Genomic DNA, 16,266 nt, shown 5'->3' with positions numbered 1-16,266 from the left:
GCGGCGATCTCGCCCTGCGAGTGACCCACCACGGCGGCGGGCCGCCCCCCGTGCGCCTGCCACAACGCGGCCAGCGACACCATCACCGCCCACAGCACCGGTTGCACGACGTCGACCCGCTCCAGCCACTCCTCGGAGTCCGACCGCAGGACCGAGGTCAGCGACCAGTCGACGTACGGCGTGAGGGCGGCCTCGCAGGCGGCGATGTGTTCGGCGAAGACGGGGGCGGAGTCGAGCAGGCCCGCGGCCATGCCGGGCCACTGGGATCCCTGGCCGGGGAAGACCAGCACGGTCCGGCCGGCGGGCCGTGCGGCCCCGGCCACCACGCCGGGTGCGGGTTCTCCGGCGGCGAGCGCGTTCAGGCCTTCGATCAGGTCGGCGTGGTCGGCGGCGATCACCACGCCGCGGTGGGTGAGCCGGGAGCGTGCGGACAGCAGCGAGTGGGCCAGGTCGGGCAGGCCGAGTCCGGGCCGCTCCGTGACGAAGCGGGCGAGGCGGGCCGCCTGGGCGCGCAGGGCCTGGTCGGTGTGGCCGGAGACGACCAGGGGGAGCGCCCCGGTCGGGGCGGGCGTGCGGGTGTCGGTTCCGGGCGCGGTGTCGGACGCGACTTCGGACACGGTCTCGGACGCGGCTTCGGACACGGTGTCGGGCGCGGCATCGGAGGCGGCTTCACACACGGCTTCGGACGCGGCTTCAGCGACGACGATGTGGCAGTTGGTGCCGCCCATACCGAAGGAGCTGACGCCGGCGACGCGGGGCCCGGCGGTGCCTTCCGCGGGGTCCGGCCACGGGGTGAGTTCGGTCTGCACCTTCAGGCGCAGTTCGGTCAGCGGGATGTCGGGGTGGGGTTCGTCGAAGTTGAGGCTGGCCGGGATCTGCCGGTGGGAGACGACGAGGGCGGTCTTGACGAGGCCTATCACCCCGGCCGCCGCCTCCAGGTGGCCGACATTGGTCTTCACGGAGCCCACCGGCAGGGGCCGGTCGGTGTCCCGGGCGGCGCCGAGGACGGCGCCGAGGGCGCGGGCTTCGACCGGGTCCCCGAGCCGGGTGCCGGTGCCGTGGAGTTCGACGTAGCCGACGCGGGCCGGGTCCACGTCCGCCTGTTCGTAGGCCCGGCGCAGCACGTCCTGCTGGGCGGTCGCGCTGGGTGCCGTGAGGGTCTCGCCGCCGCCGTCGTTGTTGACGGCGCTGCCGCGCAGGACGCAGTGGACGCGGTCGCCGTCGGCGAGGGCGCGCCGCAGCGGTTTGAGGACCACCACGGCGCCGCCCTCACCGCGGACGTAGCCGTTGGCCCTGGCGTCGAAGGTGAAGCAGCGGCCGTCCGGGGACAGGGCGCCGAAGCGTTCCATACGGGCGGTGGACTGCGGGGTGAGGACCAGGTTGACGCCGCCGGCCAGGGCGGTCTCGGACTCGCCGGAGCGCAGGCTCTCGCAGGCCATGTGCACGGCGACCAGGGAGGAGGACTGGCCGGTGTCCACGGTCAGGCTGGGGCCGCCGGCGCCGAGGAAGTAGGAGACGCGGTTGGCGATGATGCTGCGGTGCAGGCCGGTGGTGCTGTGGGCGGTCACGGCGTCCGGGCCGTCGGCCTGGAGCAGCAGTGAGTAGTCGTCGGAGAAGGCTCCGACGAACACGCCGGTGCGGGTGCCGGCGAGGGTGGCGGGCACGGTGCCGGCGTCCTCCAGGGCCTCCCAGCTGAGCTCCAGCATGAGTCTCTGGTGGGGGTCCATGGCGGCGGCCTCGCGCCCGGAGATACCGAAGAAGGCGGGGTCGAAGCCGTCGACCGAGGCGAGGAAGGAACCCTGTCCCGACACGCCGCCGATGTCGGGGCGGTCGGCGGCGGGCGGCGCCACGGTGTGCTCGCCGTCGCGCAGGAGCCGCCAGAAGTCCGCCGGGCCGTTCACTCCGGGCAGTCGGCACGCCATGCCGACGACGGCGATCGGCTCGGGGCGGTCCGGATCGGAAACCCGGTTCGCGGACGTGTCGTTGCCGGAGCGGTCCCCACGTGCCATCTCTAGCCCTTCGGTTCTCAGCTGGTCGCGGCGGTGGCCGCGGCGGAGCCCCCGGGGGCTCCCCGGGGGCGCTTGCCGATCACTTTCCTGACGCGCCGGCGTGCTGTGCCGGGCTGCGGCGGTCCGCCGGTCCGGCCCGCCCGGCGCCGGCGCCGGGGTGCCCCCGGGGTGGCCGGGGCCCGGGCCGGCCGGGCGGGCCGGGGGTCACTCGACGAACGTGACCGCCCCGGACGGGCAGTGCTGGGCCGCCTCGCGGACGGCTTCGTGCAGTGCGCTCGGCGGCTCCGCCAGGAGCACGACGACCAGTCCGTCCTCCTCGTCCTGGTCGAACACCGCCGGCGCCTGAAGCGCGCACATCCCGGCGCCGCAGCACCGGTCGCGATCCACGTCGATGCGCATCGGCGGGCTACCAGGCGACCGGCATGGAGCTGACGCCGTAGATCAGCATGGTGTCCCGCATCCGGACCTCGTCCGGCGGTACGGCCAGGTGCAGTCCGGGGAAGCGGTCGAAGAGTGCCTGGAAACCGATCCGCATCTCGATACGGGCCAGTTGCTGGCCGATGCACTGGTGGATGCCGTGCCCGAAGGAGAGCTGGCCACGGCCGCCGCGGACGAAGTCGAGGCGGTCGGGGTTCGCGAAGTGTTTGGGGTCGCGGTTGGCCGCGAACGCCGACAGGGTGATCGTCTCGCCGGCCTTCATCGGGCAGCCCTCGAACTCGAAGTCCTCCAGGACGCCCCGGATGGGACCGTAGTGGTTGACCGTCAGGTAGCGCATCAGTTCCTCGACGGCGCTCTCCATGGTCGTCTCGCCGGAGCGCAGCAGGGCGAGCTGGTCGGGGTTGGTGAGCAGCGCGTAGGTGCCGAGGGACAGCATGTTGGCGGTGGTCTCGTGGCCGGCCGCCAGCAGCAGGAAGCAGATGTTGGTGACCTCTTCGACGGTCAGTTCCTCGTGTGCGGCGAGGCCGCCGAGTATGTCGTCGGAGGGTTCGGGGCCGCGGCGCCGCTCGACCAGGCCGCTGAGGTACTTCTGCATCGCCTCGAGCGCCGCGTACGCCTGCTCGATGGGCGTGTTGGTGTCCTGGATGACGGTGGAGTTGTGCTGGAAGACCTCGCGGTCCTCGTAGGGGACGCCGAGGAGTTCGCAGATCACCAGGGACGGCAGGGCCAGGGCGAAGGCCGGCACCAGGTCGACCGGCGGGCCGGCCTGTTCCATGGCGTCCAGGGCGTCGTCGGCGATCTTCTGAACGCGTTCGGCGAGCTGGTTCATCCGGCGGAGCGTGAACAGGCCGGTGAGCAGGCGGCGGTACTTGGTGTGCTCCGGCGGGTCGGTGTAGACGAAGAAGCCGGGCTTGGCCGGGGTGGGTTCCTGCGGCTGGATCGGCGAGCGCAGCAGGTCCTTCTGCGAGCTGAAGCGGGGGTCGGCCAGGGCCGCGCGGACCTGGTCGTAGCCGGTGATGAGCCAGCCCTCGCTGCCGTCGGGGTAGAGCAGCCGGTCGACCGGGCACTGCCGCTGACGTTCCAGCAGTTCCGGCGGCGGGTCCAGGGGAGTCGTGCGGGTGGTGGGCAACGGCGCGGCCCCGGCCGGAACCTCGGTCATGTCGTGATCCTTCCTGTCAGCGGTGTGTCGTGGTCCGGTCAGCCGAGCACCTTCATGTCCGTGTCGCCCCAGAGCGCGCGCAGCTCCCGGACCAGGCCGTCCTCCCCGACGCGCACGATCCCGATGATCGAGATCTCGATGCGCTTGGGGTAGCTGCGGGGGCGCAGTTCGACGGTGGCCGGGAGCACGACGGTCTCGCCGTCGTGCGCGGCGACCGGGGTGCCGGGGCGTTCCCGGGCCCGGTCGTCGACGAGGGCGCGGGTGATGTGCGCGCGGAGTGCTTCGAGGCCCACCTGTTCGCCGGAGCCGACCGGGTCCTCGAACACCACGTCGGGGGCGAACAGTTCGAGGACCTTGTCCGCATCGCCGGCGTTCATCCGACGGCAGTACTCGAGTGCCAGGGCCTTACGGGTCACCTCGTCGGGCACGCCGACTCCTTCCGAGCGGTGCAGCGGTACGGCGGCGGCGGGCAGCGGTACGGCGGCGAGGGTGTGGGCGCGGGGCCCGGGCCGGTCTCACGCACGACCCAGTCTTCGATCGGCTGCCGGGCGTACGCCACCCCTGTTCGCACCCCTGCCCACCCCTGGTGGGTTGCTGACCTGCGCGGACGCGGGTGGGGTCGGTGGGGTGCGGGCTGCGGGGCGATCGCGCGCGAGGGGTGCGCGGGAGCGGTAACGGAGATCCGCTTCCGGCTCGTGGAATTGGCCTGGTTGCGTTCTTGATCCATATTGGATCTTGTGCGAAGGCGCCCCGGACGCCTCTGTGCTCCCTGCTACTGTGATTTGAAACCGACTTCAACTACCACACACTGCCGCCTCGCCGCCGAGGCGGCCGGCGGCCCGCTGCGCCTGCCCGCGTCCGTCCCCCGCGGTGCGTCGGCGCGCAGCTCTGGGCGTTCTCGTCTCCCCATCACCAGCGTGAAGGAAGGTACGAAGGTACATGGAGACCAGCAAGCGCCAGCAATCTCCTGTGGTTCCCTTCTCCAGAATCGCTCCGCCGGTGTGCAGACGGCCGGGACATCGCCTCGTGCGGGTCGGCGCTGTCGATGAGTCCGGAACGTGAGCGCGCGGCACCGTTCGGAAGCGACCGCGCTCCTGTCCGACCTCCTCGACGGCGCGTTGGCGGGTCAGAGCGGGATCGCCGTCGTCAGCGGCGCGGTGGCCATGGGGAAGACGACCCTGCTGGCCACGTTCGCCCAGCAGGTGCGGGCGGCCGACGGTCTGGTCCTGTCGGCGGTGGCGTCGGAGTCCGAGGAGGGCATCCTGCTGGGCGTGGTCGCCCAACTGTTGCAGGAGGCCTCACTGTCCGCCCCGGTCGGCGACCAGGTGAGCCAGCTGCTCGCGATCGGCAGGGCGCACATGACGGCGGCTCCCGAAGGACCGCCGACGAAGCTGTCCGCGGTGGACGCCCAGATCGTGCAGTCGCTGTGCGCGGTCCTGCTCGGTCTGGCCGGGCCCCGGCCGCTGGCGATCGTGGTCGACGACGTCCACCACACGGACGCGGCGTCCCTGGCCTGCCTCGCGTATCTCACCCGCCGTATGCACAGCACCCCGCTGCTCGCGGTTTTCAGCCATGGCGACCGTCCCGGTGACCGGTGTGCGAGCTTCGTCGAGCAGCTGCTGCGGCTGCCGTACGCCCGCGGGGTGCGGTTGACGCCGTTCGACCTGGAGCAGGTGCGCGAGACGGCGGCGGCCAGGCTCGGCGCGGACGGCGCGGAGCGGGTCGCGCCCTGGGCGCTGCGGGTCAGCGGCGGCAATCCACTGCTGCTGAACGGCGTCCTGGACGACGTGCACAGCGGCGAGCCGCCGTCGCCGGGCTACCAGCGGGCACTGCTGTCGTGTCTGCACCGCAGCCCGGCGCCCACCGCGCGGGTGGCGCAGGCGCTGGCCGTGCTCGGCACGCCGGAGCCGATCCCCCGGCTGCTGGGGCTGGAGGCCGGTGAGGTCACACGGTGTCTGGCGGTGCTGGAGGCCGCGGGTCTGCTGGAGCGGGGCGAGTTCCGTCATCCGGGTGCGGCGTCGGCGGTGCTGGCCGACCTCGGGCCGGAGGCCACGGCGGCGCTGCACCGGGACACGGCGGAACTGACCTACGCGCAGGGCGGTTCCGCGTCGGCGGTCGCCGAGCACCTGCTGGCGGGGCGGGGGGTGCGGGCACCCTGGGCGGTGTCGGTGCTCGATGCGGCCGCCTCGTCGGCACTGACCGAGGGCCGGGTCGCCAGGGCCGTCGAGTATCTGCGGCTGGCCTGCACGTTGAGCGGCGACGCGGCGGAACTCGCGCGGATCGGGGCGGCGTTGCTCCAGGCGGAGAGCCGGATGGGCACCGGGATCCCCGAGCACCGGATCACCGCCCTGGTGCAGGCGGTGCACACCGGCCATCTCAGCGGCGGGGAGACGTTGGGCGTGGTCAGGGCCCTGCTGTGGGCCGGCCGTTTCGAGGCCGCCGTTGCGGCGTTACGGCATCTGACCGGCTCGGTGCGGGCCGCCGCTCCCGAGACGGCGTTGGAGCTTCGGGCCGCCCGGCTGTGGATGCGCTGCTCGTACGCCCCGCTGGTGGAGCTGCTGCCGGAGGCCGGGCCGGACGAGGAGGAGCCGCGCGGCGCGCCCTCCACCACCGAGAGCCGCCGCCGCTACGACGCGGCGACCGTGCTGGAGTCGGTGCTGACCCGGGGTCCTTCGGACCGTTCGGTGCCCAAGGCGGAGCGGATCCTGCACGGGACCCGGCTCCACGGCACCGATCTGGACACGATCGAGTGCGCGTTGCTCGCGTTGACGTACGCGGAGCGGCCCGCGCTGGCGCTGCCCTACTGCGACGAGCTGATCGCCGCGGCGACGGAGCGGGGCGAGCCGGGCAGCGCGGCCCGGTTGCACGCGCTGCGGGCGGAGATCTCGCTGCGGCTGGGCGACCTGCCGGGTGCCGTCGAGCACGCGAGCGCCTCCTTCGAGGTCGTACCGGCCGACGAGTGGGGGTTGGCGGTCGGTTCTCCGCTGGCCAGCAAGCTGATCGCGCTCACGTCGATGGGGCGGGAGGACGAGGCGGCGGAGCTGTTGTACCTGCCGATCCCGGAGATGATGTTGCAGAGTCGGCCCGGACTGCACTATCTGCACGCGCGGGGGCGCTACAGCATGGCGGCCGGGGACTGGGACGGCGCGCTGTCGGACTTCCAGGGCTGCGGTGAGCTGATGGCCCGCTGGGGTGTCGACGTGCCGGGGCTGATCGCGTGGCGCAACGACGTCGGCGAGGCGTGGCTGCGGATGGGTGAGCGTGACCGTGCCCGTGGCGTCCTGGAGGAACAGTTGCGGCGCAGTGAGCACAGTGGGTCGCCGCGTACCCGTGGCGCGACGCTGCGGCTGCTGGCGGCCACGCACGAGCCGCGCAGACGTCTGGCGCTGCTGCGGCAGGCGGTCGACGCGTTACAGGAGAGCGGCGACCGCTATGAACTGGCCCGGGCCCTGGCCGACCTCACCGACACGTACAACACCGTCGGTGAGACGCGGCGGGCCCGGGTCATCGGCTCCCAGGCGAAGATCATCGCGGACAAGTGCCAGGCGGAGCCGTTGAGCAGGCTGCTCCCGGCGGACCGGGAGCGGCCCGACACCGAGTCCAAGGGTCCGGCCGCGGTGCTCACCGACGCGGAGCAGCGGGTGGCCGACCTGGTGGCGCTGGGGCACACGAACAGCGAGATAGCCAAGTTGCTGTACATCACGGTCAGCACGGTGGAGCAGCACCTGACGCGTATGTACCGCAAGGTCGGCGTCAACGACCGGGCGCAGCTGGCGTCGGCGCTGTTCACCGGGCCGCACCAGGAGACGGTCAGGGCGTAGCAGGAGCCGCGGAAGACGGGCGTCCGGCCGAGGGGTTGCGGCCGGACGCCCGTCCGCGTGCGGGCCCGTCCGCGGCTTCGGACGGAAGTGCGGGCGGCCCGCGGACGGGGGTGCCGGGCGGGTCGCCGACGCGGTGTCAGACGGGACGCCGACACGGATGCCAGGCGGGTCGCCGACGCGGTGTCAGGCGGGACGCCGACGCGGATGCCGGGCGGTCGGGGACGGGTTTCGGGCGGGTCTCCGACCGGGGTCTCAGGCGGTGTCCGCGACGCCCAGCGCGCGGCGTATCGCGTCGGCGACCTCCGTGCGCCGTTCCTCCAGGAAGAAGTGGCCGCCGGTGAAGGTCCGCACGTCGCAGTCCCGGGTGGTGTGCCCGGCCCAGGCCGCCGCGTCGTCGGCGGTGGTGTGCGGGTCGTGGGTGCCGGTGAGCACGGTCACGGGGCAGGTCAGGGTGAATCCGGGCGTGTGGACGTACGTCTCGACGGCCCGGTAGTCGCTGCGCATGGGTCCGAAGGTGAGCTGCCGGATCTCGGGGTCGGCGAGCAACCGCTCGTCGGTGCCGCCCAGTTCGCGCAGTTCGGCGAGGAGCCCCTCGTCGTCGCGCAGGTGGACCTCGCCGGGCCGGAAGACGGACGGGGCGCGCCGTCCGGAGGCGATCAGCCGGAACGGGCCGGGCAGGGACGCCTCGTGCAGCCGACGGGTGAGCTCGTAGGCGACGACGGCGCCCATGCTGTGGCCGAGGAAGGCGTACGGCCGGGTGCGCCAGCCGGCCGAGGCGTCGGCGAGGGAGGCGGCCAGCTCGTCGATCGTGCGGGCGCAGGGCTCGTGCCGGCGGTCCTGGCGGCCGGGGTACTGCACCGCCAGGACGTCGACGGCGGGCGAGAGCAGCGCGGAAAGCTTGAAGAAGAAGCTCGCGGAGCCTCCGGCGTGCGGGAAGCACACCAGGCGCGGGCTGTCGTCCGCGGACGGGTGGTAGCGGCGGATCCAGAGATCCTGGTCGAGGGCGGACGTGGACATGGGCGACTCCGTGGGCGGCGGGTGGCGGCGCTCCCGTACAGCCACTGCGTCATGGGCGCTGCCCGTGGTGGGCGATGGAGACGGAAGGTGTGCGGTCGGCCGATCGTATGAGTGCTCAGCCCCCTGTTCGTAACCCCTCACGCCCCCACCCCGTCGCCGGGAGGGGGCGAGGGCGTCGACCGGGCGCCGGTCAGGCGAGCAGGTCGCGGCGGCGGAACGCGACGAGGGTGGCGGCCACGCCCACCAGGGCCAGGGCGCCCATCACGACCAGCGGCGTCGCGGACACCGCGTTGCCGGGCAGCTTGGGCACATGGGTGAAGGGCGAGACGTCCAGCACGTACTGGCTGACCTTCAGCTGCGGTCCGACGAGGGCGAGGAAGCCGAACAGGCCGAGCATGCCCCATCCGGCGGCGGTCCAGCGGGGGACGACGGCGAACAGCAGCACGGCGAGCGCGGTGATCAGCAGCACGGCCGGAAGCTGCGCGGACACGGCGCCGAAGAGGTCGGCGAGGGCCGTCCCCACGTCGTGGGCGCCCAGCCCCTGGGACAGGCCCATGCCGAAGGCCGCGACGGCGAGGATCACGACGGCGCCGGCCACCGCGAACGTCAGGTGGCTCAGTATCCAGCGCGCCCGGCTCGGCGTGCCGGAGAAGATGAGCTCGATCCGTCCCCCGGCCTCCTCGGCGCGGGCCCGCACGATCACGGTGAGGGCGTAGACGGCGGCCAGGATGCCGAACATACCCACGATGGACGACACGTAGGCGTCGGCCATGTTCTTCGAGCCGCCGAGCTGCGCCATGATGTCCTGCACCCGGTCGCTGTCGGTGAGGACGTCGACGTCCCTGACGAAGGAGCCGAACACCAGGGCCGCCGCCAGGACGCCGACCGCCCAGCCGAGCAGGGATCCGCGGTGCAGCCGCCAGGCCAGGCCGAAGGTGCCGAGGGTGTCGGAGCCGGCGTAGGCGGGGCCGGGCCGGGCGGGCAGCACGCCGGAACCGAAGTCCCGTCGGGCCAGCATCCGCGACGACAGCGCGATCAGCGCGACGGCCGCGACGACGGGGACGGCCAGCGCCCACCAGCGGTCACCGGCGTACGGCTGTACCTCCTCGGCCCAGCCGATCGGTGAGGCCCACAGCAGCCAGCGGGCGCCCTCGCTCATGTCGCCCGCCGCGCGCACCAGGTAGAAGCCGCCGAGCAGGGCCAGCGAGACCGCGTTCGCGGTGCGGGACGCCTCGAAGAGCTGGGCGCAGACCGCGGCGATGCCGGCGAAGACGATGCCGCAGGCCGCCATGGACAGGCCGAGGGCGAAGGAACCGGCCGCCGGGAGACCCACGGCGGGCAGCAGGGCGCCGATGATCACACCGACGGCGAGGTTGACCGCGATCACCAGTCGGAGGGCGGCGACCAGCGGGGCCCTACGGTCCACGACGCCCGCCGCGACCAGTTCCTGACGGCCCGTCTGCTCCTCGGCGCGGGTGTGCCGGACGACGAGGAGGATGGACATCACCGAGGCCAGGACGGCGCCGAGGACCAGGGAACGCCAGGTGGTGATGGCGCCGAGGGAGGTGTCGGAGATCCGGCCGTAGAGCGCGACCGCGCCGGACGCGGCCTGGATACCCTCGACGAAGTCACGCCGCGACGCCTCGTCGGGGAAAAGGCCCTTGATGCTGGAGGCGGTGGAGACCGCGCTGCCGATCAGGGCGTACGCCCAGATCGGGAGGATGATCCGGTCGCGGCGGATGGCCAGCTTGGACAGCTCACGCAGACCCGCGAGCCCGCCGCCGCTCACTGCTGCTCCCCGGAGTAGTAGCGCATGAACAGCTCTTCCAGGGTGGGGGGCCGGCTCGTGAGCGACTGCACGCCCGCGTCGGTGAGCAGGCGCAGCACCTTCTCCAGCGCGTCGGGATCGACCTGGCAGCGCACCGAGCCCCCGTCGACGTCGAGGTCGTGGACACCCCCTATGTCGCGCAGTCCGTTCACCGGGCGGGAGACGGTGGCGGTGATGGTGGTGCGTGAGAGGTGGCGCAGTTCGTCGAGCGTGCCGGAGTCGACCCGGCGGCCCGCGCGGATGATGGAGACCCGGTCGCAGAGGTCCTCGACCTCGCTGAGGATGTGACTGGACAGCAGGACGGTCGTGCCGCGCTGCTTGGCCTCGGCCACGCAGGCGCTGAAGACCGCCTCCATCAGCGGGTCGAGTCCGGAGGTCGGCTCGTCGAGGATGAGCAGTTCGGCGTCGGAGGCGAGCGCCGCGACGAGCGCCACCTTCTGCCGGTTGCCCTTGGAGTACGCCCGGCCCTTCTTCTTGGTGTCCAGCTCGAACCGCTCCACGAGTTCGTCTCGCCGGCTCTTGTCCAGGCCGCCGCGCATGGAGCCGAGCAGGTCGATCGTCTCGCCGCCGCTCAGGTTGGGCCAGAGGCTGACGTCGCCGGGGACGTAGGCGAGCCTGCGGTGCAGGGTCGTGGCGTCCTGCCACGGGTCACCGCCGAACAGGGTGGCGGTGCCGCCGTCCGCTCGCAACAGGCCCAGCAGGACCCGGATGACGGTGGACTTGCCCGCGCCGTTCGGGCCGAGCAGTCCGTGCACTTCGCCCTGTGTCACTTGCAGGTCCAGGCCGTCGAGTGCCGCGGTCCGGCCGAACTGTTTGCGCAGTTCTAAGGTGTGGATGACGTCGGTTGCGTTCACGATTCAGATGCTACAGTTCCTTCACTCATTTGTGAAGTTTCGTGATGTCATAAACTGACGCTGCGACAGGAGGGTGCGCGCGGGCGCGCACTGGAGCGATGAAAGAGGTGGTGGGGGTGGCTGAGGGCAGGGACGAGCAGGCCGCGCGGCACTTCATCGAACAGATGGCGATGCTGTTCGCCGACTGGGGTTTCCCGAGGATGAGCGCGCGCGTACTGATCACCCTCATGGCGGCGGAGGAACGGGGACTGACCGCCGGAGAGCTGGCCGAACGGCTGGGGGCGAGCCCCGCCGCGATCTCGGGTGCCGTCCGTTACCTGACCCACTCGGGCCTGATCACCCGTGAGTCGGTGCTGGGGTCGCGCAGCGATCTGTATCTGCTGCCCGACGACGCCTGGTACACCGGCACCGCGACGAAGCAGAGCCTGTTCGCCCAGATCATCGCCACGACCGAGAAGGGCATAGAGCCCCTCGGTGGTCCCGGGACGAAGGCGGGCGCCCGCATGGCGGAGATGCGGGACTTCTTCGTCTTCGCGCAGCAGGAGATGGCGGGCGTCCTCGACCGGTGGAAGGCCCTGCGCGCGGAGCGGCCCGCCGCGCAGCGGTGAGCGCGCCCCGGCGCCGGGCTTCCCGCCGGCGCCGGGCTTCCCGCCGGCGCCGGGCGACCCGCCGGCGCCGGGGAGGGCGGACGGCTTCGTCCGAACACCGCCCGCGCGCAGGCCCGTTCGTCGTCACCGCGGCGGCCCGAGTCCCATCGGTGCGGTCCTTCTGTCAGCTCAGGCGGCGCTCGGCGCCGGCCCGCAGTTCGTCCCGCAGCCGCTTGGGAGTCCAGCCCTCGGTGACGGCCTGCCAGAGGGTGTCCGCCTGGGAGGGCGGTGCCAGACCGTCGACCGGCGGGTCGAGGTCCAGGTTGGTGGGGAAGGGATAGCCCTCGGCGGTCGCGGCGACCACACGGCGCAGCCAGTCCTCCGAGACACCCTCCGCCTTGCGTCGCAGCAGCACCGGGAACAGGGCGTTCGCCATCGCCGCACGGTCCACCGTCTCCATGGCGCGGCCGAAGGCGGAGGAGATCTGCAGCAGGTTGGCCATGCGCCGGATGTCCGTCGAGCGGTTGTGTCCGGCGGCGTGGAAGAGCGCGGGGTTGAAGAAGACCGCGTCGCCCTTCTCCAGCGGGAGCTGGACGTGGTGGGTGTCGAAGTACTCGACGAACCGCGGGAGCCGCCACGCGAGATAGCCCGGCTCGAACTTCTGCGAGTGCGGCAGGTAGAGCGTCGGGCCCGACTCGACGGGCATGTCGCAGTGGGCCACCGCGCCCTGCAACGTCAGCACGGGTGAGAGGCGGTGGACGTGCGCGGGGTAGGCGGCGGCACGCTCCTGGGAGAGGAAACCGAGGTGGTAGTCGCGGTGCGCGCGCTGCGCCGCCCCGCCGGGATTGACGACGTTGACCTGCGAGGTCACCTGGTAGGCGGGGCCCAGCCAGGCCTCGGCGATCAGCGCCACCAGGTCGTTGGCGGAGTAGTCGGCGAACACCTCCGGCTCGCGCACCGCCATCTTCTCCAGCGCGTTCCACACCCGGTCGTTGGCACCCGGTGCGGCGAAGTGGTCGCCCCGGGCGGCGCCGCTCGCGCGTTCCTCCTCGATCAGCGCGTCGAAGGCCGCGGACGCCCTGTCCACGACGCCCCCGTCCGTGAACGCGCCCTGGAAAACCACGATGCCGGGTCCGTCGAGCAGCGCCCGGATCAGCTCGCCCTGCACCTGCCGACGGCCCTCGGCGGTGGCCGCGAGGTCGCGGATCCGCTCACTGTCGTACAGCGGCACGTTCTGTTCCACACCCGCGGCCGAGGGGTGGTCGCCGGCGTCCGTCTTCTGCTCGACGAGCGAGCGGAGCGTGTCGAGATCGCAGTCGGCCTCGGTCAGCCAGGTCCGCTTTCCGGCGGCGGTGGAGGACATGCGGGTCCTTTCGCAGTTCTTGCCTTTCCGCCAGTCTTGAGAACCCGAACCCGTCATTCAATGCTCGGCAACGCATCAAAAACACATCACCGCCTCCAGAAGTCAGCCATGCGTCACCCGTACCCGACCAGGGAAATCCCCCGTCAGGCAAAGGCCGTTCGGGGCAGGGGGCCGTCAGGGACGTGGGGCCTTCTCACCGTGTACGGCTGTGTATTCGGCTGCCAGCCAGGGACCCAGGTCGTTGATGAGCAGATCGAGCACTGCCGGGTCGGGTGAGGGCGTGCGGCCGGTGGACGCGGCGACGCGCATCTGCTCGACGCGCTCGGGGTAGTAGCGGCCGAAGAGTTCGGCGGACCGGTCGAGGTCGCTGGTCCAGCCACCCCATCGGGGCATGATCAGGGTGAATCCCGTGCGGACGGTACGGCGGCCGACGAGACGGCTGAGCGTTCTGCGATCGGCGTCCGTGGCCGCCTCGGCGGCTCTGGCTCGCCAGCGCGGGAGCACGCGGGTGAGATCGCCGTTGGTTTCGCGGGCGAGTTGGGCGGTGGGGCGGTAACGGGGCAGTTGTCGCGCCAGGTCGGGGCCGAGCAGCGGGGTGCAGAGGCACGCGATGAAGAATCCGGCATCGTGACGTTCGAGGTCGCTGAGCAGAAGCCGCGTGCTGCTCAGCAGGATCCCGACACCATCGATCTGCGGGAACGCGTGGTCGAGCGCGGCCTCGATCGCCTGGGCGTCGGCGCGGTCGGCTTCGGTGGGCTCGTCGTGGAGGGCGAGCTGGAGGTCGAGGTCGGAGACGCCCGGTGTGGCGGTGCCGCGGGGGATGCTGCCGTAGATGTAGGCGCTGTGCAGGCGTGTCGGGCCGAACGTCTCGGCGATCCGGGCGCGGGCCGCGTCGACGACGGGGGCGAACGCCGCCGGCACGCGCTCCAGTGCGCCTTCGCGTGCGATCGTTCCGTCGTGGTCCAGCCCTCGTCCGTTCATGGCGTCATTGTGCCTTGTGGTGTCGCGTGTCGCCGAGCGCATTTGCGAGGCGGTGCGGTGCCGGCGCGGGCACCCCGCTCAGGGTCCGCGCGGGCAGGCGGTCGTCCGCGCATCGCGCCGCTGGGGCGAGTTGGAGCCGGCGGGGCGGGGCGCGGAAGGGTCGGGCGGTGGTCGCGGTTCCGCACGGCCGCCGGCCCGGCCGCCGACCGCGCCCCGGTCGTCTTCACGGGGTGCGGGCCTCGGCGGTCGACAAGCTGTTCTCGTAGAGGTGGTGCCGGGTGACGCGGCCGTCCTCGACGGTCAGACGCAGGGCGAACGGGCCCTCGTAGGTCTTTCCCGTCGCGCGGACGGTCCCCGACATGTGCCCCGTCAGGACGGCGTCGGTGCCGTCGACGAGGAAGGTGTCGACGGATGCGCGCGCGTCCTCGGGCACCGTGTGCGCGGGGATCCGGCCGGGTGAGCGTCGTGGGTGGCCAGGTCCGTCCGGTGCGGGTCGAGGACACGAAGCGGGAGACGGCCCCGTCAGGCGTCCGGGGTCGGGACGAGGGAGTCGACGTCGTCCATGAAGTTGAGCATCTTGGCGTTGAGCAGGCGGGGGTGGTCGATGGCGGGGCCGTGGCCGGTGTCGGCGACGATCTCGGCACGGGCCCCGGCGACCAGGCGCGGCACGCGCTCCAGTTGGCGCTTGGGATGCACCAGCAGACTGCGCCTGCCCATGACCAGGTAGAGCGGGGTGCGGATGGAACGCAACTCGTCCTCGGTCAGCGGCAGCGGCGCGGGGCGGCGTATCCGGAAGGCACGCACGCCCGCCCGGACCCACGCGCGCAGCTCGGGAACGACGAGCACCGGCTGTTCCAGCCAGGCGGCGAGGCGCGGGCGCAGCGCCTTGGGGGCGAAGGTCGCGAAGAGACTGACGAAGATCCAGGTGAAGAAGCGCAGGCCCACCTTCTCCAGGCCGCCGGGGTCGAGCAGGGTGACCGAGGCGAGCCGGCCCGGCCTGCGGTGCGCCATGTTGAGCGTCAGCCAGCCGCCGTAGGAGGAGCCGACGAGGTGGACCCGGTCGAGGCCGAGCGCGTCGAGCGCCTCGTCGAGCCACTGGGCCGCGCGCTCGGGCTGCCACATCGGTTCGCGATGGACGCTGCGTCCGGGGTCGCCGGGGGTGTCGAGCGCGTACACGGGCCGTCGGGCGCTGAGTCCGGGGGTGTTGGGGTACCACTGGGCGGAGCAGCCCCCGGAACCGTGGATCAGGACGACCGGCGTACGGGACTCGTCGGCGGGGTCCGTGGGGCCGTACCGGTAGACGTGCGTGGTGCCGAAGCTCGTCTCCACGTCCGTCTCGAAGCGGGCGGGCGCTCCCATCGCGTAGACGGCGTCGCAGGCGGCGAAGTACCGGTCGCGCAGGGCGTCGTTCACGTAGCGGCCGATGTCGCGTCGTGGGCGGCTTCGGGCGGGGTTCTCGGGCACGGAGGCACCTCCGGGTGATCGCTCGTTGTGATACGACCGTACCACGAAGGTGATACAGCGGTACCATAAAAGTGTCCGGAGGCCGCCTCCGGACCCCACCATCGACGGGCGGAGACACGACCCATGCCAAAGCGTGCGGACCACGACGAACGGCGCGCCCAGATCGCCGAGGCGCTCATCCGGGTGGCCGGACGGCGCGGACTGCACGCCGTCGGCATGCGCGACGTGGCAGCCGAGGCCGGAGTGTCACTCCGGCTCGTGCAGTACTACTTCCAGACCAAGGAGAAGCTGCTCTTCCACGGGCTCCAGCACCTCACCGACCGCTTCACCGCACGCGTGGCCGCCCGCCTGCGCGCCGCCGGCCCCGACGCGGGTCCGCGCGCGGCCATCGAGGCACTCCTGCTGGCCTCCCTCCCCACCGACGAGGAGAGCCGCACCTTCCACCTCCTGTACAGCTCCTACGCGATCCTGTCCGTGACCGACACGGCACTCGCCGCCCAGCCCTTCATCGACGACCCCAACGCCGCCGAAGACGCCCTGACCGGCCTGCTCGGGCAGGCGCACGAAGCCGGCCTGACCGGCCGTGACATCGACACGCGCACCGAGGCGATCAGCCTCCTGGCGATGACCGCGGCCATGGGAACCAGCATCCTCGTGGGCCAGCGAGGACCGGAGTCGGCCATCGCCGTACTGCGCCACCACCTGGACCGGCTCTTCACCACCGAGGGACACGCTTCGACACCGG

Annotated in this window: 13 protein-coding genes and 1 pseudogene; 3 read left to right on the top strand and 11 right to left on the bottom strand. The window is 72.4% G+C overall.

Going from position 1 to position 16,266, the window contains the following annotated elements; genetic code table 11:
* From ALMP_RS22925 to ALMP_RS22910, 4 genes are all read right to left on the bottom strand, one after another.
* Positions 1-2,009, bottom strand: a 2,009-nt coding sequence (locus ALMP_RS22925) for a type I polyketide synthase (RefSeq protein WP_264931217.1), incomplete at its 3' end; no start/stop codon positions are given.
* Between the two features lie 204 nt (positions 2,010-2,213).
* Entirely contained in the window at positions 2,214-2,408 is a 195-nt protein-coding gene (locus tag ALMP_RS22920) for a ferredoxin (protein WP_264931215.1), read from the bottom strand.
* Between the two features lie 7 nt (positions 2,409-2,415).
* The gene (locus ALMP_RS22915) at positions 2,416-3,606 is read right to left on the bottom strand and encodes a cytochrome P450 (protein ID WP_264931213.1); all 1,191 of its coding nucleotides are present in this window, start codon (positions 3,604-3,606) and stop codon (positions 2,416-2,418) included.
* 38 nt (positions 3,607-3,644) lie between these two features.
* Positions 3,645-4,034, bottom strand: a complete 390-nt coding sequence (locus ALMP_RS22910) for a nuclear transport factor 2 family protein (RefSeq protein WP_264931211.1) — start codon at positions 4,032-4,034, stop codon at positions 3,645-3,647.
* A gap of 630 nt (positions 4,035-4,664) precedes the next feature.
* Between ALMP_RS22910 and ALMP_RS22905 the strand changes: the two genes are divergently transcribed.
* Positions 4,665-7,427: a LuxR family transcriptional regulator gene (locus ALMP_RS22905; protein WP_264931209.1), complete on the top strand. Its 2,763-nt coding sequence runs from the start codon at positions 4,665-4,667 to the stop codon at positions 7,425-7,427.
* A 252-nt stretch (positions 7,428-7,679) separates the two neighbouring features.
* On the opposite strand, the gene ALMP_RS22900 is transcribed toward ALMP_RS22905, so the two are convergent.
* The 3 genes from ALMP_RS22900 to ALMP_RS22890 form a co-directional block, all read right to left on the bottom strand.
* A complete protein-coding gene (locus ALMP_RS22900; RefSeq protein ID WP_264931207.1) occupies positions 7,680-8,444 on the bottom strand; it encodes a thioesterase II family protein in 765 nt (254 codons plus the stop codon).
* A 190-nt stretch (positions 8,445-8,634) separates the two neighbouring features.
* Positions 8,635-10,233, bottom strand: coding sequence for an ABC transporter permease (locus tag ALMP_RS22895; RefSeq protein ID WP_264931205.1), 1,599 nt, complete (start codon positions 10,231-10,233; stop codon positions 8,635-8,637).
* Entirely contained in the window at positions 10,230-11,126 is an 897-nt protein-coding gene (locus tag ALMP_RS22890; RefSeq protein ID WP_264931203.1) for an ABC transporter ATP-binding protein, read from the bottom strand. Before ALMP_RS22890 ends, ALMP_RS22895 begins: the two co-directional genes overlap by 4 nt.
* A 116-nt stretch (positions 11,127-11,242) precedes the next feature.
* Here ALMP_RS22890 and ALMP_RS22885 point away from each other — a divergent pair, with 116 nt between their 5' ends.
* Positions 11,243-11,734 carry a GbsR/MarR family transcriptional regulator gene (locus tag ALMP_RS22885; protein ID WP_264931201.1) on the top strand — a complete coding sequence of 164 codons (492 nt, stop codon included), beginning with the start codon at positions 11,243-11,245 and terminating at the stop codon, positions 11,732-11,734.
* 163 nt (positions 11,735-11,897) lie between these two features.
* On the opposite strand, the gene ALMP_RS22880 is transcribed toward ALMP_RS22885, so the two are convergent.
* From ALMP_RS22880 to ALMP_RS22865, 4 genes and pseudogenes are all read right to left on the bottom strand, one after another.
* Positions 11,898-13,076: a phytanoyl-CoA dioxygenase family protein gene (locus ALMP_RS22880; RefSeq protein WP_264931199.1), complete on the bottom strand. Its 1,179-nt coding sequence runs from the start codon at positions 13,074-13,076 to the stop codon at positions 11,898-11,900.
* 174 nt (positions 13,077-13,250) lie between these two features.
* Entirely contained in the window at positions 13,251-14,057 is an 807-nt protein-coding gene (locus ALMP_RS22875) for a nucleotidyltransferase domain-containing protein (RefSeq protein ID WP_264931198.1), read from the bottom strand.
* A gap of 223 nt (positions 14,058-14,280) precedes the next feature.
* Positions 14,281-14,496 (bottom strand): annotated as a pseudogene (locus ALMP_RS22870) (nuclear transport factor 2 family protein); the annotation flags it as partial.
* Between the two features lie 83 nt (positions 14,497-14,579).
* Positions 14,580-15,521: an alpha/beta fold hydrolase gene (locus tag ALMP_RS22865; RefSeq protein WP_264931196.1), complete on the bottom strand. Its 942-nt coding sequence runs from the start codon at positions 15,519-15,521 to the stop codon at positions 14,580-14,582.
* A 123-nt stretch (positions 15,522-15,644) separates the two neighbouring features.
* Between ALMP_RS22865 and ALMP_RS22860 the strand changes: the two genes are divergently transcribed.
* A partial coding sequence (locus tag ALMP_RS22860; protein WP_264931194.1) for a TetR/AcrR family transcriptional regulator occupies positions 15,645-16,266 on the top strand: 622 nt, incomplete at its 3' end.

The sequence above is a fragment of the Streptomyces sp. A012304 genome (assembly GCF_026008495.1).
GTDB lineage: Bacteria > Actinomycetota > Actinomycetes > Streptomycetales > Streptomycetaceae > Streptomyces.
The sequence above is the reverse complement of the archived record's forward strand: the minus strand, read 5'-3'. Positions and strand labels throughout refer to the sequence as shown.

Coding starts and splice junctions, on each gene's coding strand:
- ALMP_RS22920 (WP_264931215.1), bottom strand. CDS start 2,408: ATGCGCATCGACGTGGATCGCGACCGGTGCTGCGGCGCCGGGATGTGC.
- ALMP_RS22915 (WP_264931213.1), bottom strand. CDS start 3,606: ATGACCGAGGTTCCGGCCGGGGCCGCGCCGTTGCCCACCACCCGCACG.
- ALMP_RS22900 (WP_264931207.1), bottom strand. CDS start 8,444: ATGTCCACGTCCGCCCTCGACCAGGATCTCTGGATCCGCCGCTACCAC.
- ALMP_RS22880 (WP_264931199.1), bottom strand. CDS start 13,076: ATGTCCTCCACCGCCGCCGGAAAGCGGACCTGGCTGACCGAGGCCGAC.
- ALMP_RS22875 (WP_264931198.1), bottom strand. CDS start 14,057: ATGAACGGACGAGGGCTGGACCACGACGGAACGATCGCACGCGAAGGC.